Source organism: Sandarakinorhabdus sp. (genome assembly GCF_040398665.1).
GTDB lineage: Bacteria > Pseudomonadota > Alphaproteobacteria > Sphingomonadales > Sphingomonadaceae > Sandarakinorhabdus.
The window spans coordinates 490496-512466 of sequence record NZ_JBBATQ010000001.1; the positions used below are offsets into that span (position 1 = coordinate 490496).

A 21971-nucleotide genomic window follows, 5' to 3' on the forward strand; every position below is an offset into this window, starting at 1 on the left:
GCCTCAGCGCAGCTTCAGCGCCGTCGTCACCTTGCCCCAGCCGACAAGCTTGAAATTCTGGGTCGGCACATTCTCGCCGTCCTGCGCAACCATGAGCCCGCCGGCAAAGCCCCCGTTGAAACCTGGCCCGAAATCGCCGGTCATCACCGCGATGCCATCGGTTTCCTGGGTGCCGCCGACCACGCCGTCGATCATGCGGAAGCGGCCGATATAGTGCTCATCGGCGAGGCGATAGACGGCATAGGCGTTGTCGCCCTGCGAAGACGCCACCAGCCAGCCACCGTTTGCCGCCCCATCCGCGGCAATCGCCAGGCCTTCGACATCGGCCACCAGCCGCTTGCCGTCCACGCCGGCCAGCTTCACCGGCTTCGTGCTGCCACCGGCGCGCGCATCCCAACGCCAGATGCCGACATCCTCTTCGGCGACATAGAGCCGGGCGGTGCGCGGATCGACAACGCAACCTTCGGATTGGGTGGCGAGCTTCAGGGTGCGGACGATGCGCCCGCTGACGTTTGCCGTGTCCAGCGCGATCTGGCGGATGGTGCCATCCTTGATGACGATGAAGGCGGTCAGCGCACCGGGCGTCGCCCACAGGCACATGCCATAGGCTTCGCCGCTCCCCGCCGGCACGCGGCCGAGTGGAACCAGTCGCGCCGTGGCGGTATCGAGCCGGAACAGCGCAATATGGGCGTTGGCCTCATCGCTGCGGTCGCTGGCCGCCACGATCACGCCGGCCGGCGTTTCGACCAGATCGACATTGTTGACCCGCCCCGCATCGCGGAAATCGCGGACCTTGCCGGCCAGATCATAGACATAAAGCCCGGCTTGCTTGTCCGTCCCCACGATCAGGCTGGCGGCGGGATTGGCGGCGTTGCGCCAGATCGCCGGATCATCGGCGGCATCATCGCTGTTGCGCACCGCCACGGTTTCGGCATCGGCAGTGACGCTGGCGGTCGGCACGCCGGGCACCACGGCCGGCGGCGCGCAGGCGGCGAGCAACAGGCCAAACGCCAGACCGCACAGCAGGCTGATTCTCATTTGACGCTCACGAATATCGGATTGGCATAGAACCACAGATCATCCCAGGGATTTTCGCCCTTGGGATCGGTGCCGGGTTCCAGATCGGCGGTGCTGGTGCCGCGCACACGCAGGTACAGCGGCCCGGTGACGGCGGGCAGGCTGGCGGTCATGGTGATGATTTCGCCATTGCGCTGCCATTCGCTGGCGGTGAAGCGCTGCGCAACGCGGGTTTCCGGCGCGCGGTCGGTGCTGCGGTTCACTGCTGGTCCGGCAACAGGCCCGGTGATCAGATCGACGCGCGCCAGGCTGGGCGTGCGGCCACCGGCATTGGCAGCGGCGGGATCGCGCAGGCGGATGGTCACCGCCACCGTCTGGCCCTTGCGCACGGTCAGCGTGCCACCGATGCCGGCCTGCTTGCCGCCACTGCTGGCGATGATATCCACTTCCGATACCAGATCGCCGGTGGTGACAAAGATGCGGCCCGACCGCAGGCCATCGACGATATCGGCGTGCTCAGCGCGGGCCTGCACATAGGTCTTGGCATATTCGCCGGGCCAGAAATCATTGCCGCCGTCGCGCCAGTTGGCATGGCTGTCCGACGTGGCGGTGATGAACCAGCGCCGGCCTTCGGCCAGCATCGAATCCCAGAAGCCGCCCAGCGTCGCCGTCATTTGATCGAACCCGCCAAGGGTCGGCGCCCGGCCATAGCCGCCGCGGTCGCCGGTGGGATCGGGGCTGCCATCCGCCTTGATCGCGCCGGCCTGGTGGCCTGGCGCGCCTTCCATGCCGATGGCGACACGCGGCGCGGTGTCGTTCCAGTTGCGGAACTCGGCCGGCGTGTACAGGCCCCAGGCATAGGGCGCTTGTGCCGAGCGGCTGGGGTGGTTGGCGATCAGCACCGGCGGCGCCTTCTGGTCGCGCATCAGTTTCAGCGCGTCGATCATGCGGCCTTCCGTGTCCCAGGCCTTGTCCGCCGGCCACGGCTCACGCTTGGAAAAGCCGGATTCGATGCTGCGCAATTGTTCGCGCTCATCGCCGGTGAACGGGATGATCAGGCTGGAGTGATCGCCGGCCGGGGTATCGAATTCCATGCCATAGAAGATCAGCATTTCCGGCACGGCAGCCCGCGCCTGGTTCACTTCCGGCCAGGCCTGTTCGTAATTCAGCTTGCTGTGGTTCGGCCCGCCATGATCGGTACTGACCATCCAGCGCAGGCCGAACTGGCGGGCCATTTCGGCGTTCTTGACGATCGAATAGCGGCCGTCCTTGCCGATCAGCGGGATCGGCGCGGTCTGCGGGCTGGCCGGATTGGCTTCGTAATCGGCGCTGTATTGCGAATGGATATGGTGATCGCCGGGCAGCCATTGCCGGCCGGGCGCGGGGATGGCCCCGGCGGTCGGCTTGTTCTGATATTGCGCGGCCAGCCCGCCGTGATTGCCATGGGCGAACGCCGGCACCGCCAGCAGGGCGGAGATGGTGGCACGGGTGGCGAAACGCATGGATGGTCTCCTTAAAAAACTGGCGGCGCCTTGGGTCAAGGCGCCGCCAGCAGGTCAGTAAAGCGATCGCGCCGATCAGAAGTTCATGCGCACGCCGCCGGTGTAGCGCCGGCCGAAGGTTTCCCGCTCGATGCTGCGACGGTCGGTGCCGACGAAGCGCCGACCAGGGCCGTTGATCAGGTTCGACAGATCGGCGTAGACTTCGAGGTTCTTGGTGATGGCATAGCGCGCCGACACATCGAGCTCGCCATCCTGGGCCCAATAGAAATCGCCACCCGCCGACGCAGCATCACCCAGGCCATCGATCCAGCTCGAACGATACTGGTAGGACACGCGCGCCGAGAAGCCGTACTTCTCATAATAGGGCCCGACGTTCAGCACGAAGTCGGACGTGCCGGGGAAGCGCACCTTGTCGCCGCCCGGCGTGGTGGCGCTGCCGCGGTTGACCGTCACGTTGGTCTGGATGCCGAAGCCACCGATCCAGCTGTCGTCGCTCAGGAAATTGTCGAGCTGCAATTGGGCAGCGGCTTCAAAGCCATAGATCTTGCCCTTGCCGCCGTTCAGTTCGGTTGAGAAGACATAGCCCGAACGGTCGATGCCGCCAAAATCCAGCGCGTCCGACCCGAACTGGCGGGTGAAGTCGAACAGCACGTCACGCACGTCCTTGTAGAAGGCGCCGACCGAGAAGAAGCCGCCGCGGCTGGGATAATATTCCCAGTAGAGATCGACACCGCGGGTTTTTTCCGGGGTGGCATCGGGGTTGCCGCCCGAAATCGTCTGGTTGGCATCGTTGAAGGTGAAGTTCGGGCGCAGCACCGGATAATCCGGCCGCGCCGCGCCGGTGTTGAACGACAGGCGCACCTTCATGTCGTCGGTGGCGTTCCAGTTGAAGTGCAGGCTGGGGTACACCTGGGTGAAGCTGCGATCGATGGTGTTCAGCAAGGTGGGCTGGCCGCCCGAAGCAACCGCGCGGAACGCGGTGGCCTGGTTGTTCACCTGTTCGAAGCGCGCACCATAAACGATGCTGCCCCAATCAACCTTCGTGACGGCCATCGCATAGCCGGACAAGACTTCTTCACGCACCTTGTAATAGTTGGCGTTCTGGAACGTGTAAGTCGCAAAGGGTTCCACCTGCTTCACGACACCGATGATGTTCTGCTTGCCATGATAGGGGAAGGTGTAGCCCAGCGGAAGTTGGCCGATGTAATTGCCAGGGACAGCCACCCCCTGCAAAGTGGTAGGCACGCCAGCGGCGTTGAAGATATTGTTGCCGTTGAACGTCGAGTTGTTGTTGATATCGAGCAGGCTCTCGTCAACTTCCTTGACGCGGTTGTCGTATTGCAGGCCAACACTGAACTTGGTGTTGCCGAACAGGCTGGTTTCGCGGCTGACGTCGATGCGGCCGGTGTAGGCGTTGGTGGTGTCCACCGCCTGCAAAGCGCGAATCCGGTTGAGCGGCGCTGCGAAATCCGTGATGGACTGCACACGATCACCGCGTGACAGCGTGCCATCGGCGGCGCGCAGCGTGCGGTACAGTTCCACCACCTGGTTCTGCGGGTTGGTCAGATCATAGAACACCGTCGGGCGGCCGGTGGCGGTGGCACCGTTGGTGCCGAACCCCGGGCTTTCATAGTTCAACTGCGCCGGGAAGCTGCGATCATCCTTGGACTGGGTATAGTTGCCGCGCCAGCTGACGGTCCACCCGCCGAACTTGTGATCACCGCCGATGGTGTTGATGAACACCGATTGCAGAAACTCGCGGCTCAACACGTTGGCGTTGATGTCCACGCCATAAACGGTGCCCTTGTAGGGCGTATTCACGCAGGCATCGGCATAGCCGGTGGTGTTGGGAGCCAGCAGATTGTTGGCGCAGGCGGTGGCCGCGTTGGGCGTGGCGGATTCGCGGTCATCCAGATCGAAGATGAAATTGCTGCGCAGCTCGTTGTCGGTGAAGGCCGAGTAGATCGAGGTGACAAACAGCTTGTTGTCGCTGTCCGGCGCCCACTCGAGCTTGCCGGACACGCTGTAGTTGCGGCGGGTCAGGCGATACAGCTTGTTTTCGGTTTCACGTGCCCACACGCGGCGGTTGGTGCCGCCAACGTTGATCAGGCCGTTGGGGTCTTCGTTGACGCCGACCGGGCGCTGGTCGCGACTGACGGTTTCCCAATCGGTTTCGATGTTGTCGGTGGCCATCGTGCGCTGATAGAAGCTGCCCGAAACCACCGCGCCGATCTCGCCGATGCCGGTTTCCCAGCGATCGGAAATCACGCCGGTGGCTTCATATTCCTTGCCGCCGCCCAGATCGACATAGCCGATGCCACCGCGTGCCGCGATGTGCAGGCCCTTGTAGTCAAATGCCGAGCGCGTGATGATGTTGATGTTGCCGGCGATGGTTTCGGCGGTCATGTCGGGCGTGACCGCCTTGCGCACGATCACCTGGGTGGCGATGGCCGACGGGATCGAGTCAAAGCGCGCATCGCGGCCTTCCGGCGAGATGACGTTGATGCCGTCGAACGACAGGGTCGTCCAGTTCAGCGGCGAACCCCGCAGGTTGACATAACGGGCCTGACCCTGGTCGCGCTGCACAGCCACACCGGGCAGACGGCTGACGGCCTGGGCGATGTTCTGATCGGGCAGGCGGCCGACCGAGTCGGACGACAGCACGCTGACCAGTTGATCGCTGTTCTTCTGCACCCGCAAGGCGGCGCGTTCCGATTCGCGGATCGGGCGGCTGCCGGTGACGATGATTTCCTCGTCGGACGCGGCGGGGGCAGCATCGGCTGCAGCCTCGGCGACGGCCTGCGCCGCAACCATGGTCGGGGTGGCTGCCAGGCTAGTGAGCAGGGCGATGCGAAAGGCAGTGCGATGCGAAATGACGCGGATCATGCGTGAATGTCCCCCGAACCCCAAGCCCGATCGCTTGGGTAAACGCGCTGGGCCGTATGCGGCTCAGGTGACGACCGTGTTGCTTTCCCATGACATATTTGTTGCGCGGCGCCATGCGGCATCCGATGTGGCTGCCGGGCCACAGGTTTTGGTCAACGGATTGAAATGCGCTGCGCCGGCCCAACCGGCCATCCGCCTTCAGAACAAAGGCAAATGCCGCATCGCCCACACCGCCATGCCGCCGGCGATGCCCACCGCATAGGGCAGATCGGCGCCGACCCGGATCAGCCGCGGCGCGTTGTCGCCGGTCACGCCGGCCAATGCCAGCGAGCGGCGCAACAAGAACAGCACCAGCGCCAGCACGCCGCCCGCCAGCGCGATCAGCACGGCCTGTTCGACAAGTGTGCCCAGCGTGGCCCAGCAGGCACAGCCGGTCATGATCTTCACATCGCCGCCGCCCAGCCAGCCGCGCGTGAAGGCCAGCAAGCCGAAGGCAAAGCAGATGCCACCGGCCGCGGCATGCCGCGCCCAATCGAACGCCGGCGTGCCCAGCCCGAACAACATGGCACCAGCGATGATCAGGATGGTGAGCGTGTCCGGAATTTCAAAGCGCCACAGATCGAAGCCGGCTGCGGCCAGCACCGCCAGCGCCATCAGCAGCAGGCCGATGTCTGCCAGGTTCATTGCGTTCTTCCGCCTTCGCCCTTCAACGCCACCAGATATTGCAGATTGGCCCAGGCCGCACGGTCGAACTGGGGATTGAGGCTGAGCGCGCGGTTGAAATAGGCCTCGGCCACGCTGAGGTCGCCGCGCGCCATGGCGGCATAGCCAACGGTGTTGAGATCGGCCGCCAGCGTCTTCTTGTCGGATTGGCGGAACGCATCCTGATAGCGGCCCTGCATGGCTCGCGCCAACGCCAGGTTGGTGCGCGCCGGCACCAGATCGGCTTTCAGCGCCAGCGCCGCCACCAGATCCTGTTCGGCGGCGACATGATGGCCGCGCAGCAGATGCGACCAGCCGCGATTGGCCAGCCACGCGGCCTCGCCGGGCTGCGCGGCAATGGCGCGCGCATAGGCAGCATCGGCAGTCGCCCAATCGCGCTGACGATCGGCAATCACGGCGCGGGCATTCCAGGCGCGCGCCAGGCCGGCATCCACCGCCACCGCCTGGTCGAGCGCCGTTGCCGCCTCGGCGATGCGGCCCTGTTTCAGACGGGTGATCCCCAGGCCTTGCAGCGCCGGGCCCTGCAGTGCCGGATTGGCCAATGGCCCGGTGGCAAGCGACGAAAAGCCTTCGGCGGCTTCGGGCAGCGATCCCGACGCCAGCGCCAGTTCGGCGGCGCGCAAGGCGACCTCCGGGGCGCCGCTCGCCCACATCCGGGCGATCAGGCTGCGCGCATCATCCATGCGCCCTTCGGCAATGGCGGCATCCAGCATGGCCAGGGCTTGTGGCCCCGGCGGCGCCGATGCGGCGGCGAGTGCAGCAGCCGGATCGGGCTGCGGCGGCCGGCGGGCGGCCCACGCCGGCGACACCAACGCCACCACCAGCGCAGCGAGCAGCACCACGAAGGCAATGCGATGGAACTGTCGCATCAATCCGGTCGGCGCGGCGGGTGCCGGCGGCTCCACCATCGCTTCGACCATGGCCTCGGCCATGCCGGGCGTCAGATCATCCGCCTCAGCCATGCCGCACCTCGATCAGGGCCACCAGAATCTCCAGCCGTGCGATGGCTTGCCGGATCAACACCGTTCTGTCGCCAGGCAATTGCGCCGGCAATTGCTCTGGAAACGGCGCGGGCCTGGGCGTTTTGCGGCGTCCGGCCATCAACAGCCGGCCAAACGCAGCCTCCCGCCATCCGCGCAACGACTGGGCCGCGATGGCCGGCAGACGCGGCGGCGACGCCTGGGCCAGCGCGGGCAGGATGGCCGGCAAGGCTGGCGCGGGCTGTTCAGGCGGCCCATGTCTGGGCGGCAGCCGTTCAGACAGCGCAGGCGCGGCAGGTGCCGGCGTCCGGCTGGCGACCCGGCGTGGTTCCGGGCTTGGCGCGGGCGCGGCGGATGTGGACGCTTCGGCTGGGGCTTGGGGTGGCGGCGCAAGCGGGATGGTCAATACCGCCGCTTCGCCCAACCGGGCGGCGAGTGCCGGTTCCACGGCCGCCAGGCGCATTGGTGCCTGGGGCATCGGGTTCGGATGGGGCGCAGCCGGCGGGGACGGGATCGCAGGGGCGAGCACCAGCACGGCTTCGCCGCTGCTGGCCATGTCGATCCGCGATCCGGCCGTCGCCAACGTTGGTGCCGCAGGCAGCGGCACGATCGGCGCCGGCGGCGTTGTCAGTCGGGCCGCCACCTGGGCCAGGGTGCGGCGGGCGGCCGCCGCAGCGCGGGCATCGTTCCCCATGGCGGCGCGTTGCAGGTGCGGGATGGCGGCGCGATCCATGCCCGCACGCACCAGCGCCAGGCCGAGATTATAGGCAATGTCGGCCGCGCCCGGTACCAGGGCCAGCGCCATTTCGAAATGCTGGCGGGCCAGATCACTGCGGCCCAGCCGATCATAGGCAATGGCAAGGCCATTCAAGGCCGCCACCGATTGCGGCGCCTGTGCCAGGGCGATGCGAAATGCCGAAATTGCCTGCGCCGGATTGCCGCCGGCCAGCGCCAGGCGGCCATCATCAAGCGCCCCGGCGCTGGTCTGCCCCACGGCGATGGCGCTGGCCGGCAACCCGGTGGTGCGCGGCTGCATGTGCTCGCCGCGCGCCGCCGCCGGGGCGGCGATGGCCAGTGCCAGCACAAGGCCCGTCGCCGCCGTCATTGCGCCTGCGCCGTTGCCCGGGCGTTCTTCAGTTCATCGGCCTTGGCCATCTGTTTTTTCATGCCGATCGCGGCCGGCAGCATCAGCACGGCAACCATGACCGGCAACATGAAACAGACCAGCGGGATCGACAGCAGCACCGGGATGCGGTGCGCCTTTTCCTCGGCGCGCATGCGGCGCTGCTCGCGCATTTCGGCGGCATAGATGCGCAGCGCCGTCGCCACCGATGCGCCCAGCCGGTCGGACTGGATGATCAGGGTGGTGAACGCGGTGATTTCCGCCACGCCGCTTTTGCGCGCCAGCATGCGCAGCGCCACTTCGCGGCTGCGCCCGGCGCGCAGTTCCAGGCTGACCTGCGCAAACAGCCGCGCCAGCAGCGGGTGCGACGTGGTGACTTCGGATCCGACGCGGTTGAACGCGGCATCGATGCCCAGCCCGGCTTCCAGGCAGACCAGCATCAGATCGAGCGTGTCGGGAAAGCCGTTGAGGATTTCCTTGGCGCGGTTTTCGGCCCGCGAGGAAATGACGATGCCCGGCAGATACAGGCCAGCCAGCGCCGCGACGATCACCATGACGTACAGCTTGCCGGGGTTCGGCCAGTTGCCGGATGCGGCAAACACCAGCAGCAACAGCGATGGCAGGACCAACGTGCCCGTGGCACGCGCCAGGGTGAAGGCGCGCGGGGCATAGCCCTGGTCGAAGCCGGCCAACGCCAGTTTTTCGGCGAGCTTGTCTGATGTGGAATCGGTCAGGCTCATGCCGCGCCGCTCCACTTCCAGCACGAGCCTTGCCCACACGCCTGTGGCATGATCGTTGCGGATGCTGCCGGGCCCGGCGTTGCTGACGGCGCCGCCGCCTTGCGCTGCCAGCCGCGCCTTGATGTCGGTGCGGCCCAGCACCAGCGGCGCCAGGGCCATCACCACCAGCACGACCGCGGCAAACACCAGGCCGAGCACGATCCAGTTGACGAGGTCACCACCGATCATCGGGTTTGGATCCTAAACCTTGATCGAAATCAGCTTGCGCATGATCACGACGCCCAGCACATACATGAACATCACGCCGATCACGCCGGGCATGAACCAGGGATCATCGACGTTATCGAGATAGAATTCCGGCTTTGACGAGAACACGCCGATGAAGGTGATGATCGGCATCGCCGTCAGCAGCGCCCCGGTCATCTTGCCTTCCGATGCCAGCGCCCGCACCTTGAGCACCATGGCGGCGCGGTCGCGGATCACCCGCGCCAGGCCATCCAATATGTCGCTCAGGCTGCCGCCGGTTTCGGTCTGGATCGACACCGACACCACGAACATGTTGATATCCTGCGTCTGCACCCGATCCGACAGATTGACCAGTGCATCGCGCAGCGGATAGCCATAGTTCATCTCGGCGAGCACCAGGCCGAGTTCGGACGACAGCGGGTCCGGCAGTTCCGACACCACCAGTTCCAGCGCTCCGGTGATCGGGTAACCGGCTCGAAGCCCGCGCACCAGCACATCCAGCGCCGTGGGGAATTGTTTTTCCAGCAGTTTCAGCCGCCGCGCCGCCATGTAATTGATCGACAGCACCGGCAGGGCAATGCCGATGCCGGCGGCAAACAGCACGATGAGCAGCACCGCACCCGCTGACTGGATCTGGCCGGTGATGCCGCCAAGCAGCGGGAACAGAAAGCCGATCAGCAAGGTGACACTGGCCATGATGCTCAGCATGCGCTGCGCGCTGATCCGGAAGCCCGCCTGGCTCATGCGCACGTCAAGGTAGCGGATCGCCGACGGCAGCAGCGATTTCGATACATCGGTGGTCTGGCGACGCAGGGCGGTGATGATTTCCTCCGACGTCGCGCCGCGTTCCAGCATCTCCATGCGTTTGGACACGCGTTTCCTGGGGCCGTGCGTGTCGCGCCACCACAGGAAGCCCCCTTCGGCCAGCAGCACCACGGCCAGGAAGATGATGCAATACAGCACATATTCGGGATCGAGATAGGAGGGCCACATACTCAGCCCTCCCGCCGCCGGAACGGATCAAACATGTTCGACGGCAAATCAAAGCCACGCGACTTCAACACTTCCATGAACTTGGGCCTGACCCCCATCGGCCGCATTTCGCCGATCACACGGCCTTCGGGGTCCAGTCCCTCGCGCACGAACTTGAAGATTTCCTGCATCAGGATGATGTCGCCTTCCATCCCGGTGATCTCGGCCACCGATGTGACGCGGCGGGTGCCATCCTGCAGACGCTCCAGCTGCAACACCACATTGATGGCCGAAGCGATCTGGGCGCGCGCGGATTTCGGGCTGATGTCGATGCCCGACATGCCGATCATCTGTTCCAGGCGCGACAGCGCATCGCGCGGTGTGTTGGCGTGCAGCGTGGTCATCGATCCATCGTGGCCGGTGTTCATCGCCTGCAACATGTCGAAGGCTTCGCCGGAACGGATTTCGCCCAGGATCACCCGATCGGGGCGCATGCGCAGCGCATTCTTCACCAGATCGCGCTGGGTCACCTCACCGCGGCCTTCGATATTGGGCGGGCGGGTTTCCAGGCGCACGACATGGCTCTGCTGCAATTGCAGTTCGGCCGAATCCTCGATGGTCACCACCCGCTCGTGGCTGCCGATGGAGCCGGACAGCGCGTTGAGCATGGTGGTCTTGCCCGAACCTGTGCCGCCCGAAACGATCACGTTGCGCCGCGCGGCAACCACGGCCTTGAGCATGGCGGCGCAATCGCCGGTCAACGATCCATATTCCACCAGCTTGTCGATGCTGGTGCGGCTGGGCGGGAATTTGCGCACCGACAGGCAGGGCCCGTCCAGCGCCAGCGGCGGGATGATCGCATTGATGCGGCTGCCATCAGGCAGGCGCGCATCGACCATCGGCGAGCTTTCATCAATGCGCCGGCCCACGGCCGAAACGATCTTGCCGATGATGCGCAGCAGGTGCTGGTCACTGGCAAAGCGCGTGCCCACTTCCTCGATGCGGCCGCGGCGTTCCACGAACACCTTGGTGGCGCTGTTCACCATGATGTCGGAAATCGTCGGGTCTTTCAGCAACGGCTCCAGCGGCCCCAGGCCGAGCAGTTCGTCCAGGATGTCCTCAACCAGTTGGCGCCGTTCGGCCGCGTTCAGCGCCTGGTTGTTTTCCTTCAGCATTTCCTGAACGATGTCGCCGATATCGCGCTGCATCTGCTCACGCGTCATGGTTTCCAGCGCGGCCAGATTGATGCGGTCGATCAACTGCTGGTGCAGCATCACCTTCAGTTCGGTATAATCGTCGCGCCGGCGGTCGCGGATGCTGATCACCGGTGCCGCGGGCGCCGGGGCCGGCCCGGCCGGGGCGCCACCCGCCACGGGGGCCGGTGCCGGCATGTCGGCCGCCAGCGGCTTGCGGCGTGTGGGGAAAATCATGCCGTCGCCCCCAGCGCGGCCATCTCGTCGATCAGGGCGGTCGCCAGCCGCCGGACGTCCTTCTCGATCCGCGACTTCATCTTGATCTGGCTGAGCGCGCGGCCTTCATCCAGCGCGGCCGAAACCGTGGGGTAATCATTGGCCAACGGGAAATGCACCCGATGGCGCAACACGGCTTCGGCGTCCGCCATGTCATATTTGCCGAACAGGCCCGGCGCCATGCGGTTCATCACCAGACGCACCCGGTCGCCCAGATTGTTGGCGTCGAACACATTCATCTGGCGGCGGGCCTGTTGCACGCCCGAAACGGTGATCTGCGCCACCAGCGCGATGATGTCGGCCTTTTGCAGGGCGGCGGCCGTCCAGTCCGTCCAGACGCCGGGCATGTCGAGCACCACCAGATCATATTGCTGGGCGGCCATGTCCATCAGCCGGTCGATGAATTCCGGCGTCAGGGAATCCAGCGGGGTCATGTCGGCGGGCGCCGCGATCACCGACAGGCCCGATTGATGGCGTTCGGCCACCATGCGCAGGAATTCGCCATCCAGCCGGTCTTCCGCCTCGATCAGATCGGCAATGGACAGGCGCGGCTTGAGATTGAGGTACAAGGCCGCATTGCCGCGCTGCACATCCATGTCGATCAGCAACACCGATCGATCCTTGGCCCAATATTGGGCGGCTTGCGTGGCGACCATGCTGGTGCCGATGCCGCCCAGCGCGCCCTGGAACGCGATGATGTGCGCCATGCGCGCCGGGCCCTGGCCGGTGCGCGTCTGGGTGATGCGTTCCCGCCCGGATTCGACGGCCTGGCCCAGTTCTTCAAGGCTGAACGGGATCGGCAGCACATCGGCGATGGACGATCGCAGCAGCCGGCGCGTTGCATTGATCGTCAGATCATGCACCGCGGCCACCACCGGCATCCGCCCGCCTGCGCCACTGGCAAATTGTTCCAGTGCCGTCAGCGCCTTGGCATTCTCCGGATCGATCTCCACCACCACCATGTCGGTGCGCCGGATCAGCGGCGCATTGGCCGCAAAGGCCTCCAGCCCGCCATCAAAGGCGCGGATTTCGGCATTGATGGCATTCAGCCGCGCCGTGTCGAGCTTGCTGGCCGTGACCTGATCCAGCACCAGCGTGACGCGCAGGGCCGGGCCGTCGAACAGGTCCGCTCCAGAGGCCGGGCTGTCGTCGCCCGATCCTGCCGCCAACCCCGCCAGCGTGCCAAGGCGTGCGAGCAATGCCATCAGCGCGGGCCGCTGGCAGGCTGCGCGGCACCCGACGTGCCGCCGCCGCCGCCGGCCCCGCCAATGTTGACCGTGCCCGACAACGGCAACAGCGGCTGCACACGGCCGGTGCGATAGCGAGTGAGGGCCGTATCGGCCTTGAGGCCATTGCCGCCTTCGATCGGCACCCCGGCATAATCCGGGTTGGGATCGACGAGCTGGGCATATATGTTGTTCTGCACGATCAGGCCCAGCCCACGATCCTGGGCCAGCGAAGGGGCGCCAAGCAGCGCGGCGCCGGCCAGAAGCAGCGATCGGGTGCAGGTGCGTGGTGACAATGTGCCGATCATCTTCATCACCTCACGATATGGCCATGGTCGGCCGCGACGCCGCCGGGCTTGTTGATGGTGCTGGCCGGGCCCGGCAGCGGCAGCATGGTGCCCGGCACGGCCAGCCGTTCGGATTCGCCGAACAGGAAGAAATCACCGTCGCTCGGTTCGTTCACGCGATCGGTGGGCAACTGCATCGCCGTTCCGGCCTTCACCGGCCGCACGATGCGCGGCGTCACCAGGATCACCAGCTCGGTTTCCTGCCGCTCAAAACTTTGGGACCGGAACAACGCCCCCAGGATCGGGATGCGGCCCAGCATCGGCACCCGGTTCACCGTGTCGCGAAAATCGCTCTGGATCAGGCCAGCGAGTGCAAAGGTCTGGCCATCGCGCAATTCCAGCGTGGTGCGGGCGCGGCGCACCTTCAGACCGGGGATCCGCAGGGTGTTCAACTGGATGCCCGCTGACACATCAATGCTGGACACTTCTGGTGCCACCAGCAGGTTGATCAACCCGTCTTCCAGCAAGGTCGGCGTGAAGGCCAGTGCCACACCGAACTGCTTGAACTCGACCGACACCTGGCCGTTGATGGCCACACCGGTTGGCACCGGGAATTCGCCACCGGCCAGGAAATTCGCGGTCTCTCCCGACAGCGCAATGATGTTGGGCTGCGCCAGCGTCCGCACCAGGCCCTGACGCTCCAGCGCCTCCAGGGTGACATTGAACCCAGGGAAACCGAAGGCCGCGGCAAAGCCACCGGCGATCCCGACGCCCGGCGTGACGACGGCGCCGCCGGTTTCGGCCGCGAAACTGCCGTCGGCCGGATTGAAGCTGCGCCCGATGGCACCAAAGGCGACGGTATCGATGCCCAGCGCCTTGGCGGTGCCGCGCTGCATTTCGGAAAAGCGCACTTCCAGCAGGATCTGCTGGGCGCTGCCGACGCTCATCATGTTGATCACCTTGCCGGGCGCATAGGCCTCGGCCAGCGTGATGGCGCGTTGCACGGCAACGGCGCTGCTGGCGGTGCCTTGCAGCACCAGCGCATCATTGGCCGATTGCACGCCCAGGCTTTCGGTCGGCAGGATGTCGGCCAATTTCTGCTTCAGGCCCTGCGCATCGGGCACCACCGCCACATCGACCACTGCGATCACTGCGCCAGCCTTGTCATACAAGGTCAGGTTGGTGGTGCCGATGGCAATGCCGATCAGATAGGCGACATTGTCGGTCACCGGCGTCACATCGGCGATCTTGGGATTGCCGATGGCAATGCGGGCAAACGGCCGCGGCACCCGCAGCGATTGCGATTTGTTGATCGGCAGGGTCAGCGCCAGCCCGGTGCGCGCTTCAAAGCTGGCCACCGGCTGGATGCCTCCCCCCCGACTGGCCAGCGCCTGCGCCATCGCCGGTATCGCGACCAGCATGGCAGGAACCATCAAGATGGAGCGAAACGTCATCTGCATCATGGGCCGATCACCGGTTCGAATTTGCTGGTGGCGCCGCGGATAACGGTAACGCCTTTTTGCGCCGGCGCTGCTGCCGCGCCGCTGCCGCCGGAACTGGAGGACGATCCACCGGTTGTCGGCTTGCGCACCAGGCGGGTCACGGTGCCGTCGTTCAGGTCCATGACCTGGCCTGTCTGCAAGCGCACCCGGGCTTCATCGCTGAAATGGCGCAGCGCCAGACTGAGCTGGCCGACCGTATTGGCCAGGGTGAGCTTTTGCGCCTGCAACGGCGACACTTCCAATGTGGCTGATTTGACGACGCCCGGCTTGTCCTTGCCGACATTCATGTCAAGGCCGACAGCGAGCACGCGCACCCCCTGCATCAGCAACTCGACATAAGGCTGCGCCTCTTCGGGCTGGCGCGTGAAGAACACATCGACGCGGTCGCCAGGGTAGATAAGGCCGCCGACCCCGGCGATTTCGGTCACCGGCACCGCCACGGCGCGCATCGCCGGGTTCAGCAGCGGCGCGGTCGACAACCGGTTGGCGCCGATGGCCAGGGATTGCTGCGTAAGGATTTCGTTGGTGATGATCGGGCGCATGGCGGTGCGGCCTTCACCGCTGGTCAGTTCGTCGATGCGCTGGAAACTGCCAACGGGCAGCGTGTCGGCCGGCCATTGCACGATCTTCAGCATGTCGGGGGTGATCTTCTCACCGAAATTGATGTCGCCTGCGGCCACCACGGTCGGAACGGTGCGCAGGGCGGCGCGCTCGCTGCCGGCTCGCCTGGCCCCGCCCAGGAAGCTGCGCGCGAACAGCACGGCAACCAGGCCCAGCACCAGGGCGGCAATCAACATGATGATGGAAGACCGACGCATCAGGCTGCATGCTCCACACGGGCTGGCCGTGACCATCGAAGCCGGCATGCGGTGGTGGGAACCATGGCTGCCGCAGTCGACATTGTTCACCCGGTACTGCCGGGTCAGGATGTCGCTGTCCGAAACCTCAGCCCTCGGCGGGATCTGCCGCCGTCAAGAAACGCACCCTGGTCGGTCCATACAAAGGACGGGCTCTTGTGGTGTGGTTCAGATTCTTCGTGCAAAGTGATCAGTCAAGAAAGCCGGGCTACGACCAAAGCACAGTAACCATGATCGGGGCAGCACAGCAGCTGCCCCGATCAGTGTCATTACTTGGTCGCAGCCTTCGATTCGAAGGTGGCGTCGGACTCGCCTTCCAGTGCGCCGCCGGTTTGCGCCATCGTGTCGGTCAGGCTCTGGCCAAACAGGCTGGCGCCGCCAACCACGAAGCCGCCGAGCACGGCCACGATCAGGGCATATTCGGCCGCCGAAGCGCCGGACTTGTTGTTCTTCAGATTGTTGAGGACCTTCATCATCGTTAAGTTCCCATTGTTGCGGCCGCAGCCGATTGCAAGATCCCGGCACGAACAACTTCGCCCCGGAGGGATCACCGTTGACGCCGGTCGGATGAAAACCTCTGCTTCCTCCGGCCGGTATCCCAGAACTACGGATAAACAGCCAATTTGGAATGAACAACATCCATAATGGTTGACGAAATATGACCTGTTTTCATGTATGATCACTATTATTAAAGCAATTTAGCACGTATTTACGGATGCTGTTTACGCCTGTTGGCGCTTTTGCATGCAATGACTTGTGCATTGAAATTTACGGGCCGGTAATTCACGTATATATTTCTCTGAAATGAAAATATTGCTGCTATTTCAATGCATTAAATTGAAAAGTCCTTTGGATCGAGGGGCGGGTTCCAGCGTTTCCGCCAGGCGTTTGGCGGGCGCGAACGCGCTGAAAAAATTGTAAATTTCTGCGGCTTTGCAGGGTTGAAAAAATTTTGGCCCAGCCGCGATGAACAGCAGGCGACGGACGAAAATCGGCCAGCAAAGCCGTTTGCCTCCGGTCAGCCCGCCCGAATCGGCCGAATCACCCGCTGATCGCCCGCCGATCACTTCGACGAATCAGGCCGCAGAACTGCACAACAGCGGCGGATTTCACGCCTGCGGCGCGGCGGTGCCAGGTGGCCGGGCATTCCTGGACCCGATATGGCGCGCGCGGATCGCGGCCTTATTGCGACAGGGTTTTCACCGCCGCAGCGGCCGCCGATGCGCGGTTCTCGATGCCCATCTTCTCGAAAATCTGTTCCAGATGCTTGTTCACCGTTCGCGGGCTGATGCCCAGGATCTCCGAGATTTCGCGATTGGCCTTGCCGCGGCTGATCCACAACAGCACTTCGGCCTCGCGCTCGGTCAGGCCGTGGCGCTGCGCCAGCAGGCGTTCTTCGGCGCCTTCCAGCGTCTCCGTCACCCGGAAATGCCGCTCTTCGCCGACAGTTGCCACCGCGGCAAACTCCACGCGGCCGCCGGCGAAATCATGCTTCACCCGGCCTTCGCCATCGCCCAGCCGCGACAATTGCGCCACCAGCGCCGGGGCCAGTTGATCACCGGCGGCGGCGCCAAAGCGCTGGGCCAGGATGTCGGCACTGCGCGGCGTTGTCCACAGGATGCGCCCGGCACTGTCCAGCGCCACCAACGGCCGGTTGCTGGCATCGAGCGCGCCCTGTGCGCCCGCCGCGATGCGGGCGTTGCCCAGATGCACGCGCAGCCGTGCCAGCAATTCGGCCAGCACGATCGGCTTCTTCACATAATCCACGCCACCGGCGGCCAGACCTTCCAGCACATGTTCGGTTTCCGACAGGCCGGTCATGAAGATCACCGGCACCCGCGCCAGCGCCGGATCGGCCTTGATGCGCCGCGTGGTTTCAAAGCCGTCGATGCCGGGCATCACCGCGTCCATCAGCACCAGATCGGGCAATTCGGCGCGCAGGGAATCCAGCGCCGCCGCACCATCGCGGGCGATGCGCACGCCATAGGCTTCGCCTTCCAGGGCGTCGGTGAGAAAGCGCAGCGAATCGGGCGCATCATCCACCACCAGGATGGTCGCATGGGCGGTTTCGGTCATGATATCGGGTCTCCCTCTGGCCCCTCTGGCGCGCCATCGGCCTGCTGTTCGGCGAGCAGCTTCTGGAATGTCGCCAGATCATAGTCATCCAGCACCGTCGTCAAGCGTGCCACCAGCGCGGCGGCTTGCGGCACGGCAGCGGCAAGCTGGGCGAGGCTGGCCGACAGGTCGCGCACCCGGCCGGTGCGCGCCAACCGTGCCAATTCGATGAGATACGCCTTGGCCGCGGCCGGCAGCATCTGGCTGGCGATTGGTGCCGCCGCCGCCGCCTCGTGCCGCCACACCAGCCCGAGATGGCGGCGCAGCATGGCGAACAACTGCTGCTGATCCACCGGCTTCAACACAAACCCGTCGTGCAGCCCGTCCCCCACCGCGCCGACCAGTTCGCTGGCATTGCCCGAAACCATCAGGATCACGAGATTGCGGCCAAAGCGTTCGCGCAGCCGCCGGGCCACATCCCAACCGCTGAGGCCCGGCATCGACACATCGAGCAGCACCACATCCGGCTTGCCCAGTTCGGCCAGCGACAGGCCCGCGCCGCCCGATCCGGCAACAAAGAGATTGAAACCGATCGGCCGCAGCAGTTCCTGCCACAGCGCCAGTTGGCCCGGATCATCATCGATGGCCAGGATGGTGCGCGGCCGGCCTTCATAGCCGATGGGCAGGCCCTGCGCTTCGGCTTCGGGTTGGGCATTGGGCTGCGGCAACAGCAGTTTCAGCACGAAGATGCTGCCGCCGCCGGGCGCGGCCTTCACCGAAATGTCGCCGCCCATCACGTGGGCCAGCATGCGCGACAGTGCCAGCCCCAGGCCGATGCCCGGCGCCACCCCGGCCGCGCGGCCGCCGCCACGGTCGAACGGCTGGAAAATCCGTTCGGCATCTTCGGGCGCTATGCCGATGCCGGTATCCGCCACTTCGAATTCCGCCACCATCGATCGATAGCGCACGGACAGGGTGACACTGCCGGCCGGCGTGTATTTGATGGCGTTCGACAGCAGGTTGATCAGCACCTGGCGCAGCCGCCGTTCGTCGGCCAGCACCCAGGTCGGCAGATTGGCGGCCGGTTTGTAATTGAAATCCAGCCCCTTGTTGCCCGCTTCGATGCGGAACATCGCCGCCACCTGTTCCAGCAGGGCCCTGAGCGCCACGGTTTCGCGGTTGAGCTTGAGCACGCCCGATTCAATGCGGCTGATATCGAGCAGGCCTTCGACCAGATCGGCCAGATGCTCCGACGATCGGCGGATGATGCGGCCGGCTTCGGCCGGCGACAGTGCGGCGCCGCGTTCGAGCAACTGCGCATAGCCGTGGATGGCGTTGAGCGGCGTGCGGATTTCGTGGCTCAGGCCCATCAGGAACCGGGTCTTGGCCTGGTTGGCGGCTTCGGCAACGGCGCGGGCCTGTTCCAGCGCGGCGATGCGCGCCGCCAGATCGACCTCGGAACCGCGTGGCGGCCTGGACGGTGCTGCGCGCCCGTCTTCGCTGCTCGGCTTCGTCCTGCCCGTCTCTGCCGCGGCCACGCCCGTATCCCCTTTCACGTCTTGCAGTTGCAAATCAGGCCCACGGTGGCAAGAGAATGCGCAGCTTTTTCGATCACATCATCATGGGGGCAAGATTCATGCGGATTCTTATGGCCACAGCGGCGGCCATGCTGGCACTGCCGGCAACAGCGCAGCCGGCCGTGCCAGCCACCGCGCCACCGCGGGTGGGCGTGGCCGAAGCGAACGCCGCCGCCGCCATCGCCCGCATCCGGGCCTATAATCCCCGGCTGAACGCGGTGATCGCCATCGATCCGGCCGCGCTGGCACAGGCGCGTGCGCTGGATCTCAGCCGCAGCCCGCGCGGGGCGCTGCATGGCCTGCCGATCTTGTTGAAGGACAATATCGACATGGCGGGCAGCTTGCCGACCACCGCGGGCAGCCTGGCGCTGAAAGACAATGTGACGGGGCGCGACGCCCCGCTTGCGGCCCGGCTGCGCGCCGCCGGCGCCGTCATGCTCGGCAAGACCAATTTGTCGGAATGGGCGAATATCCGCGCCGATGCCTCGATTTCGGGGTGGAGCGCGGTCGGCGGGCAGACGCGCAACCCGTATGCGCTGTCGCGCAACACCTGCGGCTCCTCGTCGGGCAGCGGTGCAGCCGTGGCGGCGCAGTTGGTCGATGCCGCCATCGGCACCGAAACCGATGGCAGCATCACCTGCCCGGCCGCGATGAACGGCATTGTCGGCCTGAAGCCCACCGTGGGCCTGGTCAGCCGCACGCATGTCGTGCCGATCAGCCACAGCCAGGATACCGCCGGGCCGATGACGCGCGATGTCGCCACCGCCGCCCGCCTGCTGACCGTGCTGGCCGGCAGCGATCCTGCCGATCCTGCCACGCGTGAAGCGGACGCCCGCAAGACCGACTATGTCGCGGCGCTGCGCCCCGATGCGTTGAAGGGCGCGCGCATCGGCGTGCTGCGCTGGGCCACCGGCTGGCACGCCGGCGTGGATGCCCGTTTCGAAGCCGCGCTGGCCGTGCTGAAGGCGCAAGGGGCCGTGCTGGTGGACATCACCACCGGGCCGAACCGGCGCGAGATCGGCGGGAATGAATTTCAGGTGCTCTTGACCGAGTTGAAGGCCGATCTGAACGCCTATCTGGCCTCGACCCCGGCCACGGTGACGGCGCGCACGCTGGCCGATCTGATCGCCTTCAACAAGGCCAATGCCGCTGCCGAACTCGGGCTGTTCGGGCAGGACACGTTCGAAAAGGCGCAAGCCACCAAGGGGCTGGCCGATCCCGATTATCTGAAGGCGCGTGAAACGTCGCTGCGGCTGGCCGGCAAGGAGGGCATCGACAAGATGCTCGCTGAAGCGAAGGTGACGGTGCTGGTGGCGCCCACCACCGCGCCGGCCTGGTTCATCGATCCGGTCAACGCCGATCAATCGCCCGGTGGCGGGGCCGGCGGTCTGGCCGCTGTTGCGGGCTATCCGCACCTCACCGTGCCGATGGGCGGGGTGCGCGGGCTGCCGGTGGGCCTGTCGTTCATCGGCGCGGCGTGGAGCGAAGCGCGGCTGCTGGCCTATGGTTATGCGTTTGAACAGGCGGCGCCCGACATGAAGCTGGTGCCCCGCCTGGTGCAGACCGTGGAAGAGCAGGCCGACGTGCAGCGGCTGTTTGCGCCGGCCACGCGCTGAAGCCGGGACGAAGGGGGTAGGCGGTGACGGGACGCTGGTTGCGGCGTCAGCCAGAAATCGTCATCGCATCCATCGCATCGCGGGCCATCATCGCCAGTTCGACCCGATTGGCGACCCCCAGCCGTTCATAGATGCGGTGCAGTGTGACCTTCACATTGCCCTCCGTCATCGACAGCCGCTCGCCGATGTCGCGGTTGCGCAGGCCCGACACCACCAGCCGCACGATCGATTGATCGCGCGTCGACAAGTTGGTCAGCATGTTTTCCGGCGTCGTTGCCTTGGCGGCCATGACCTGATCGATCAGGCTGGGGTCCAGCCACCGCTGCGCGGCCAACACCTGATCGATGCACAGCAACAGTTGCGCCAGCGGACTGGCCTTCATCACCACGCCGTTGATCCCAAGGCTCAGCGCTTCGCGCAAGGACGGCGTGTCGATTGCCGCGGTCAGCAGGATCAAGGGCCGCGGATCGCCGCGCTCGCGCAGGGCCCGCAGCACATCCAGCCCGGACCCGCCAGACATCTTCAGATCGACAAGAAACAAATCGCCGCCTTCAATTGCCAGCGCTGCTTCACCACTATGTGCCTTCGCGGCAATCTGATGCCCCGCCGCGGTCAATACGGTTTCGATCCCGGCAAGCATGAGAGGATGGTCGTCTGCAATGATCACGCTGGCCATGAAATCCTGAGTCCTTCTTGATCCAAAAGTAATACCGCGCGGTTGCCAGTAAGTTCCACTTTGCCGACGCATTCGAACCGGTTGCTTGTGCCAGTAGCTTTGCAAGATTGCAATTGACAGATTGGTAACCACACAGAAACCGGTCTTAACATGGCGCTGCAGGCGCAACCTGCTGGCCCTGCTGCCGAACCGGACCAGCGCGCGGCGAGCCGCACGGCGCAGGCGGGAGGCCGGCATGACGCTGGCGATCGAGCACCGGGTTGGCAACGGCGGCGTGAACGACCCGCCGGACGTGAAGATTGTTCGGCAACTGTTGAATGGCCACCTTGCCGGCATCAAGGCCAAGCTGCCGACCGTGGCTGGCGCGCAAGATGGTGGCCGCCATCGCGGATCTTCAGGTAAAGGCCGCCGGCTTTGCCAAAGCGGCCCGCAGCGCATGGGTATTGGCTATGGCATGCCGAAAATTGTTGGAGCGTTTGAGCTTGGACTTGATGCGTCGCGCACGGGCAACTAGGGA

General features: G+C 65.4%; 19 protein-coding genes. 2 read left to right on the top strand and 17 right to left on the bottom strand.

The window, feature by feature from the left end:
- Positions 1-3: 3 nt before the first annotated feature.
- From ABWP22_RS02345 to ABWP22_RS02420, 16 genes are all read right to left on the bottom strand, one after another.
- Positions 4-1038 carry a phytase gene (locus ABWP22_RS02345; protein ID WP_353198313.1) on the bottom strand — a complete coding sequence of 345 codons (1035 nt, stop codon included), beginning with the start codon at positions 1036-1038 and terminating at the stop codon, positions 4-6.
- Positions 1035-2519 (bottom strand): CehA/McbA family metallohydrolase domain-containing protein, encoded by a 1485-nt coding sequence (locus tag ABWP22_RS02350; RefSeq protein ID WP_353198314.1) that lies wholly within the window; start codon positions 2517-2519, stop codon positions 1035-1037. Before ABWP22_RS02350 ends, ABWP22_RS02345 begins: the two co-directional genes overlap by 4 nt.
- Before the next feature lie 75 nt (positions 2520-2594).
- A complete protein-coding gene (locus tag ABWP22_RS02355; protein ID WP_353198315.1) occupies positions 2595-5405 on the bottom strand; it encodes a TonB-dependent receptor in 2811 nt (936 codons plus the stop codon).
- 198 nt (positions 5406-5603) lie between these two features.
- Positions 5604-6089 carry an A24 family peptidase gene (locus ABWP22_RS02360; protein WP_353198316.1) on the bottom strand — a complete coding sequence of 162 codons (486 nt, stop codon included), beginning with the start codon at positions 6087-6089 and terminating at the stop codon, positions 5604-5606.
- Complete coding sequence (locus tag ABWP22_RS02365) at positions 6086-7090, bottom strand: tetratricopeptide repeat protein (RefSeq protein ID WP_353198317.1); 1005 nt, start codon at positions 7088-7090, stop codon at positions 6086-6088. The genes ABWP22_RS02360 and ABWP22_RS02365 overlap by 4 nt, the downstream gene beginning before the upstream one ends.
- Entirely contained in the window at positions 7083-8213 is a 1131-nt protein-coding gene (locus ABWP22_RS02370; RefSeq protein ID WP_353198318.1) for a tetratricopeptide repeat protein, read from the bottom strand. The genes ABWP22_RS02365 and ABWP22_RS02370 overlap by 8 nt, the downstream gene beginning before the upstream one ends.
- The gene (locus ABWP22_RS02375) at positions 8210-9199 is read right to left on the bottom strand and encodes a type II secretion system F family protein (RefSeq protein WP_353198319.1); all 990 of its coding nucleotides are present in this window, start codon (positions 9197-9199) and stop codon (positions 8210-8212) included. Before ABWP22_RS02375 ends, ABWP22_RS02370 begins: the two co-directional genes overlap by 4 nt.
- Before the next feature lie 12 nt (positions 9200-9211).
- Complete coding sequence (locus tag ABWP22_RS02380) at positions 9212-10210, bottom strand: type II secretion system F family protein (protein ID WP_353198320.1); 999 nt, start codon at positions 10208-10210, stop codon at positions 9212-9214.
- A 2-nt stretch (positions 10211-10212) separates the two neighbouring features.
- Positions 10213-11619, bottom strand: coding sequence for a TadA family conjugal transfer-associated ATPase (locus ABWP22_RS02385; protein ID WP_353198321.1), 1407 nt, complete (start codon positions 11617-11619; stop codon positions 10213-10215).
- Positions 11616-12863, bottom strand: a complete 1248-nt coding sequence (locus tag ABWP22_RS02390; RefSeq protein WP_353198322.1) for a CpaE/TadZ family protein — start codon at positions 12861-12863, stop codon at positions 11616-11618. Before ABWP22_RS02390 ends, ABWP22_RS02385 begins: the two co-directional genes overlap by 4 nt.
- Entirely contained in the window at positions 12863-13198 is a 336-nt protein-coding gene (locus ABWP22_RS02395; protein WP_353198323.1) for a hypothetical protein, read from the bottom strand. Before ABWP22_RS02395 ends, ABWP22_RS02390 begins: the two co-directional genes overlap by 1 nt.
- Complete coding sequence (locus ABWP22_RS02400) at positions 13198-14592, bottom strand: type II and III secretion system protein family protein (RefSeq protein WP_353198324.1); 1395 nt, start codon at positions 14590-14592, stop codon at positions 13198-13200. Before ABWP22_RS02400 ends, ABWP22_RS02395 begins: the two co-directional genes overlap by 1 nt.
- 38 nt (positions 14593-14630) lie before the next feature.
- On the bottom strand, positions 14631-15491 hold the full coding sequence (cpaB, locus tag ABWP22_RS02405; protein ID WP_353198325.1) for a Flp pilus assembly protein CpaB: 861 nt from the start codon (positions 15489-15491) through the stop codon (positions 14631-14633).
- Between the two features lie 308 nt (positions 15492-15799).
- The gene (locus tag ABWP22_RS02410) at positions 15800-16006 is read right to left on the bottom strand and encodes a Flp family type IVb pilin (protein ID WP_353198326.1); all 207 of its coding nucleotides are present in this window, start codon (positions 16004-16006) and stop codon (positions 15800-15802) included.
- Positions 16007-16712: 706 nt separating this feature from the next.
- Complete coding sequence (locus ABWP22_RS02415) at positions 16713-17606, bottom strand: response regulator (RefSeq protein WP_353198327.1); 894 nt, start codon at positions 17604-17606, stop codon at positions 16713-16715.
- Positions 17603-19141, bottom strand: a complete 1539-nt coding sequence (locus ABWP22_RS02420) for a hybrid sensor histidine kinase/response regulator (RefSeq protein ID WP_353198328.1) — start codon at positions 19139-19141, stop codon at positions 17603-17605. The genes ABWP22_RS02415 and ABWP22_RS02420 overlap by 4 nt, the downstream gene beginning before the upstream one ends.
- Positions 19142-19179: 38 nt before the next feature.
- On the opposite strand from ABWP22_RS02420, the gene ABWP22_RS02425 reads away from it, so the two are divergent.
- Positions 19180-20778 carry an amidase gene (locus ABWP22_RS02425; protein ID WP_353198329.1) on the top strand — a complete coding sequence of 533 codons (1599 nt, stop codon included), beginning with the start codon at positions 19180-19182 and terminating at the stop codon, positions 20776-20778.
- A gap of 46 nt (positions 20779-20824) precedes the next feature.
- Here the strand turns inward: ABWP22_RS02425 and ABWP22_RS02430 are convergent, their stop codons facing one another.
- Positions 20825-21691 carry a response regulator gene (locus ABWP22_RS02430; protein ID WP_353198330.1) on the bottom strand — a complete coding sequence of 289 codons (867 nt, stop codon included), beginning with the start codon at positions 21689-21691 and terminating at the stop codon, positions 20825-20827.
- Here ABWP22_RS02430 and ABWP22_RS02435 point away from each other — a divergent pair.
- Complete coding sequence (locus tag ABWP22_RS02435) at positions 21690-21968, top strand: hypothetical protein (protein ID WP_353198331.1); 279 nt, start codon at positions 21690-21692, stop codon at positions 21966-21968. The two genes, ABWP22_RS02430 and ABWP22_RS02435, sit on opposite strands and share 2 nt — an antisense overlap.
- Positions 21969-21971: the final 3 nt, after the last annotated feature.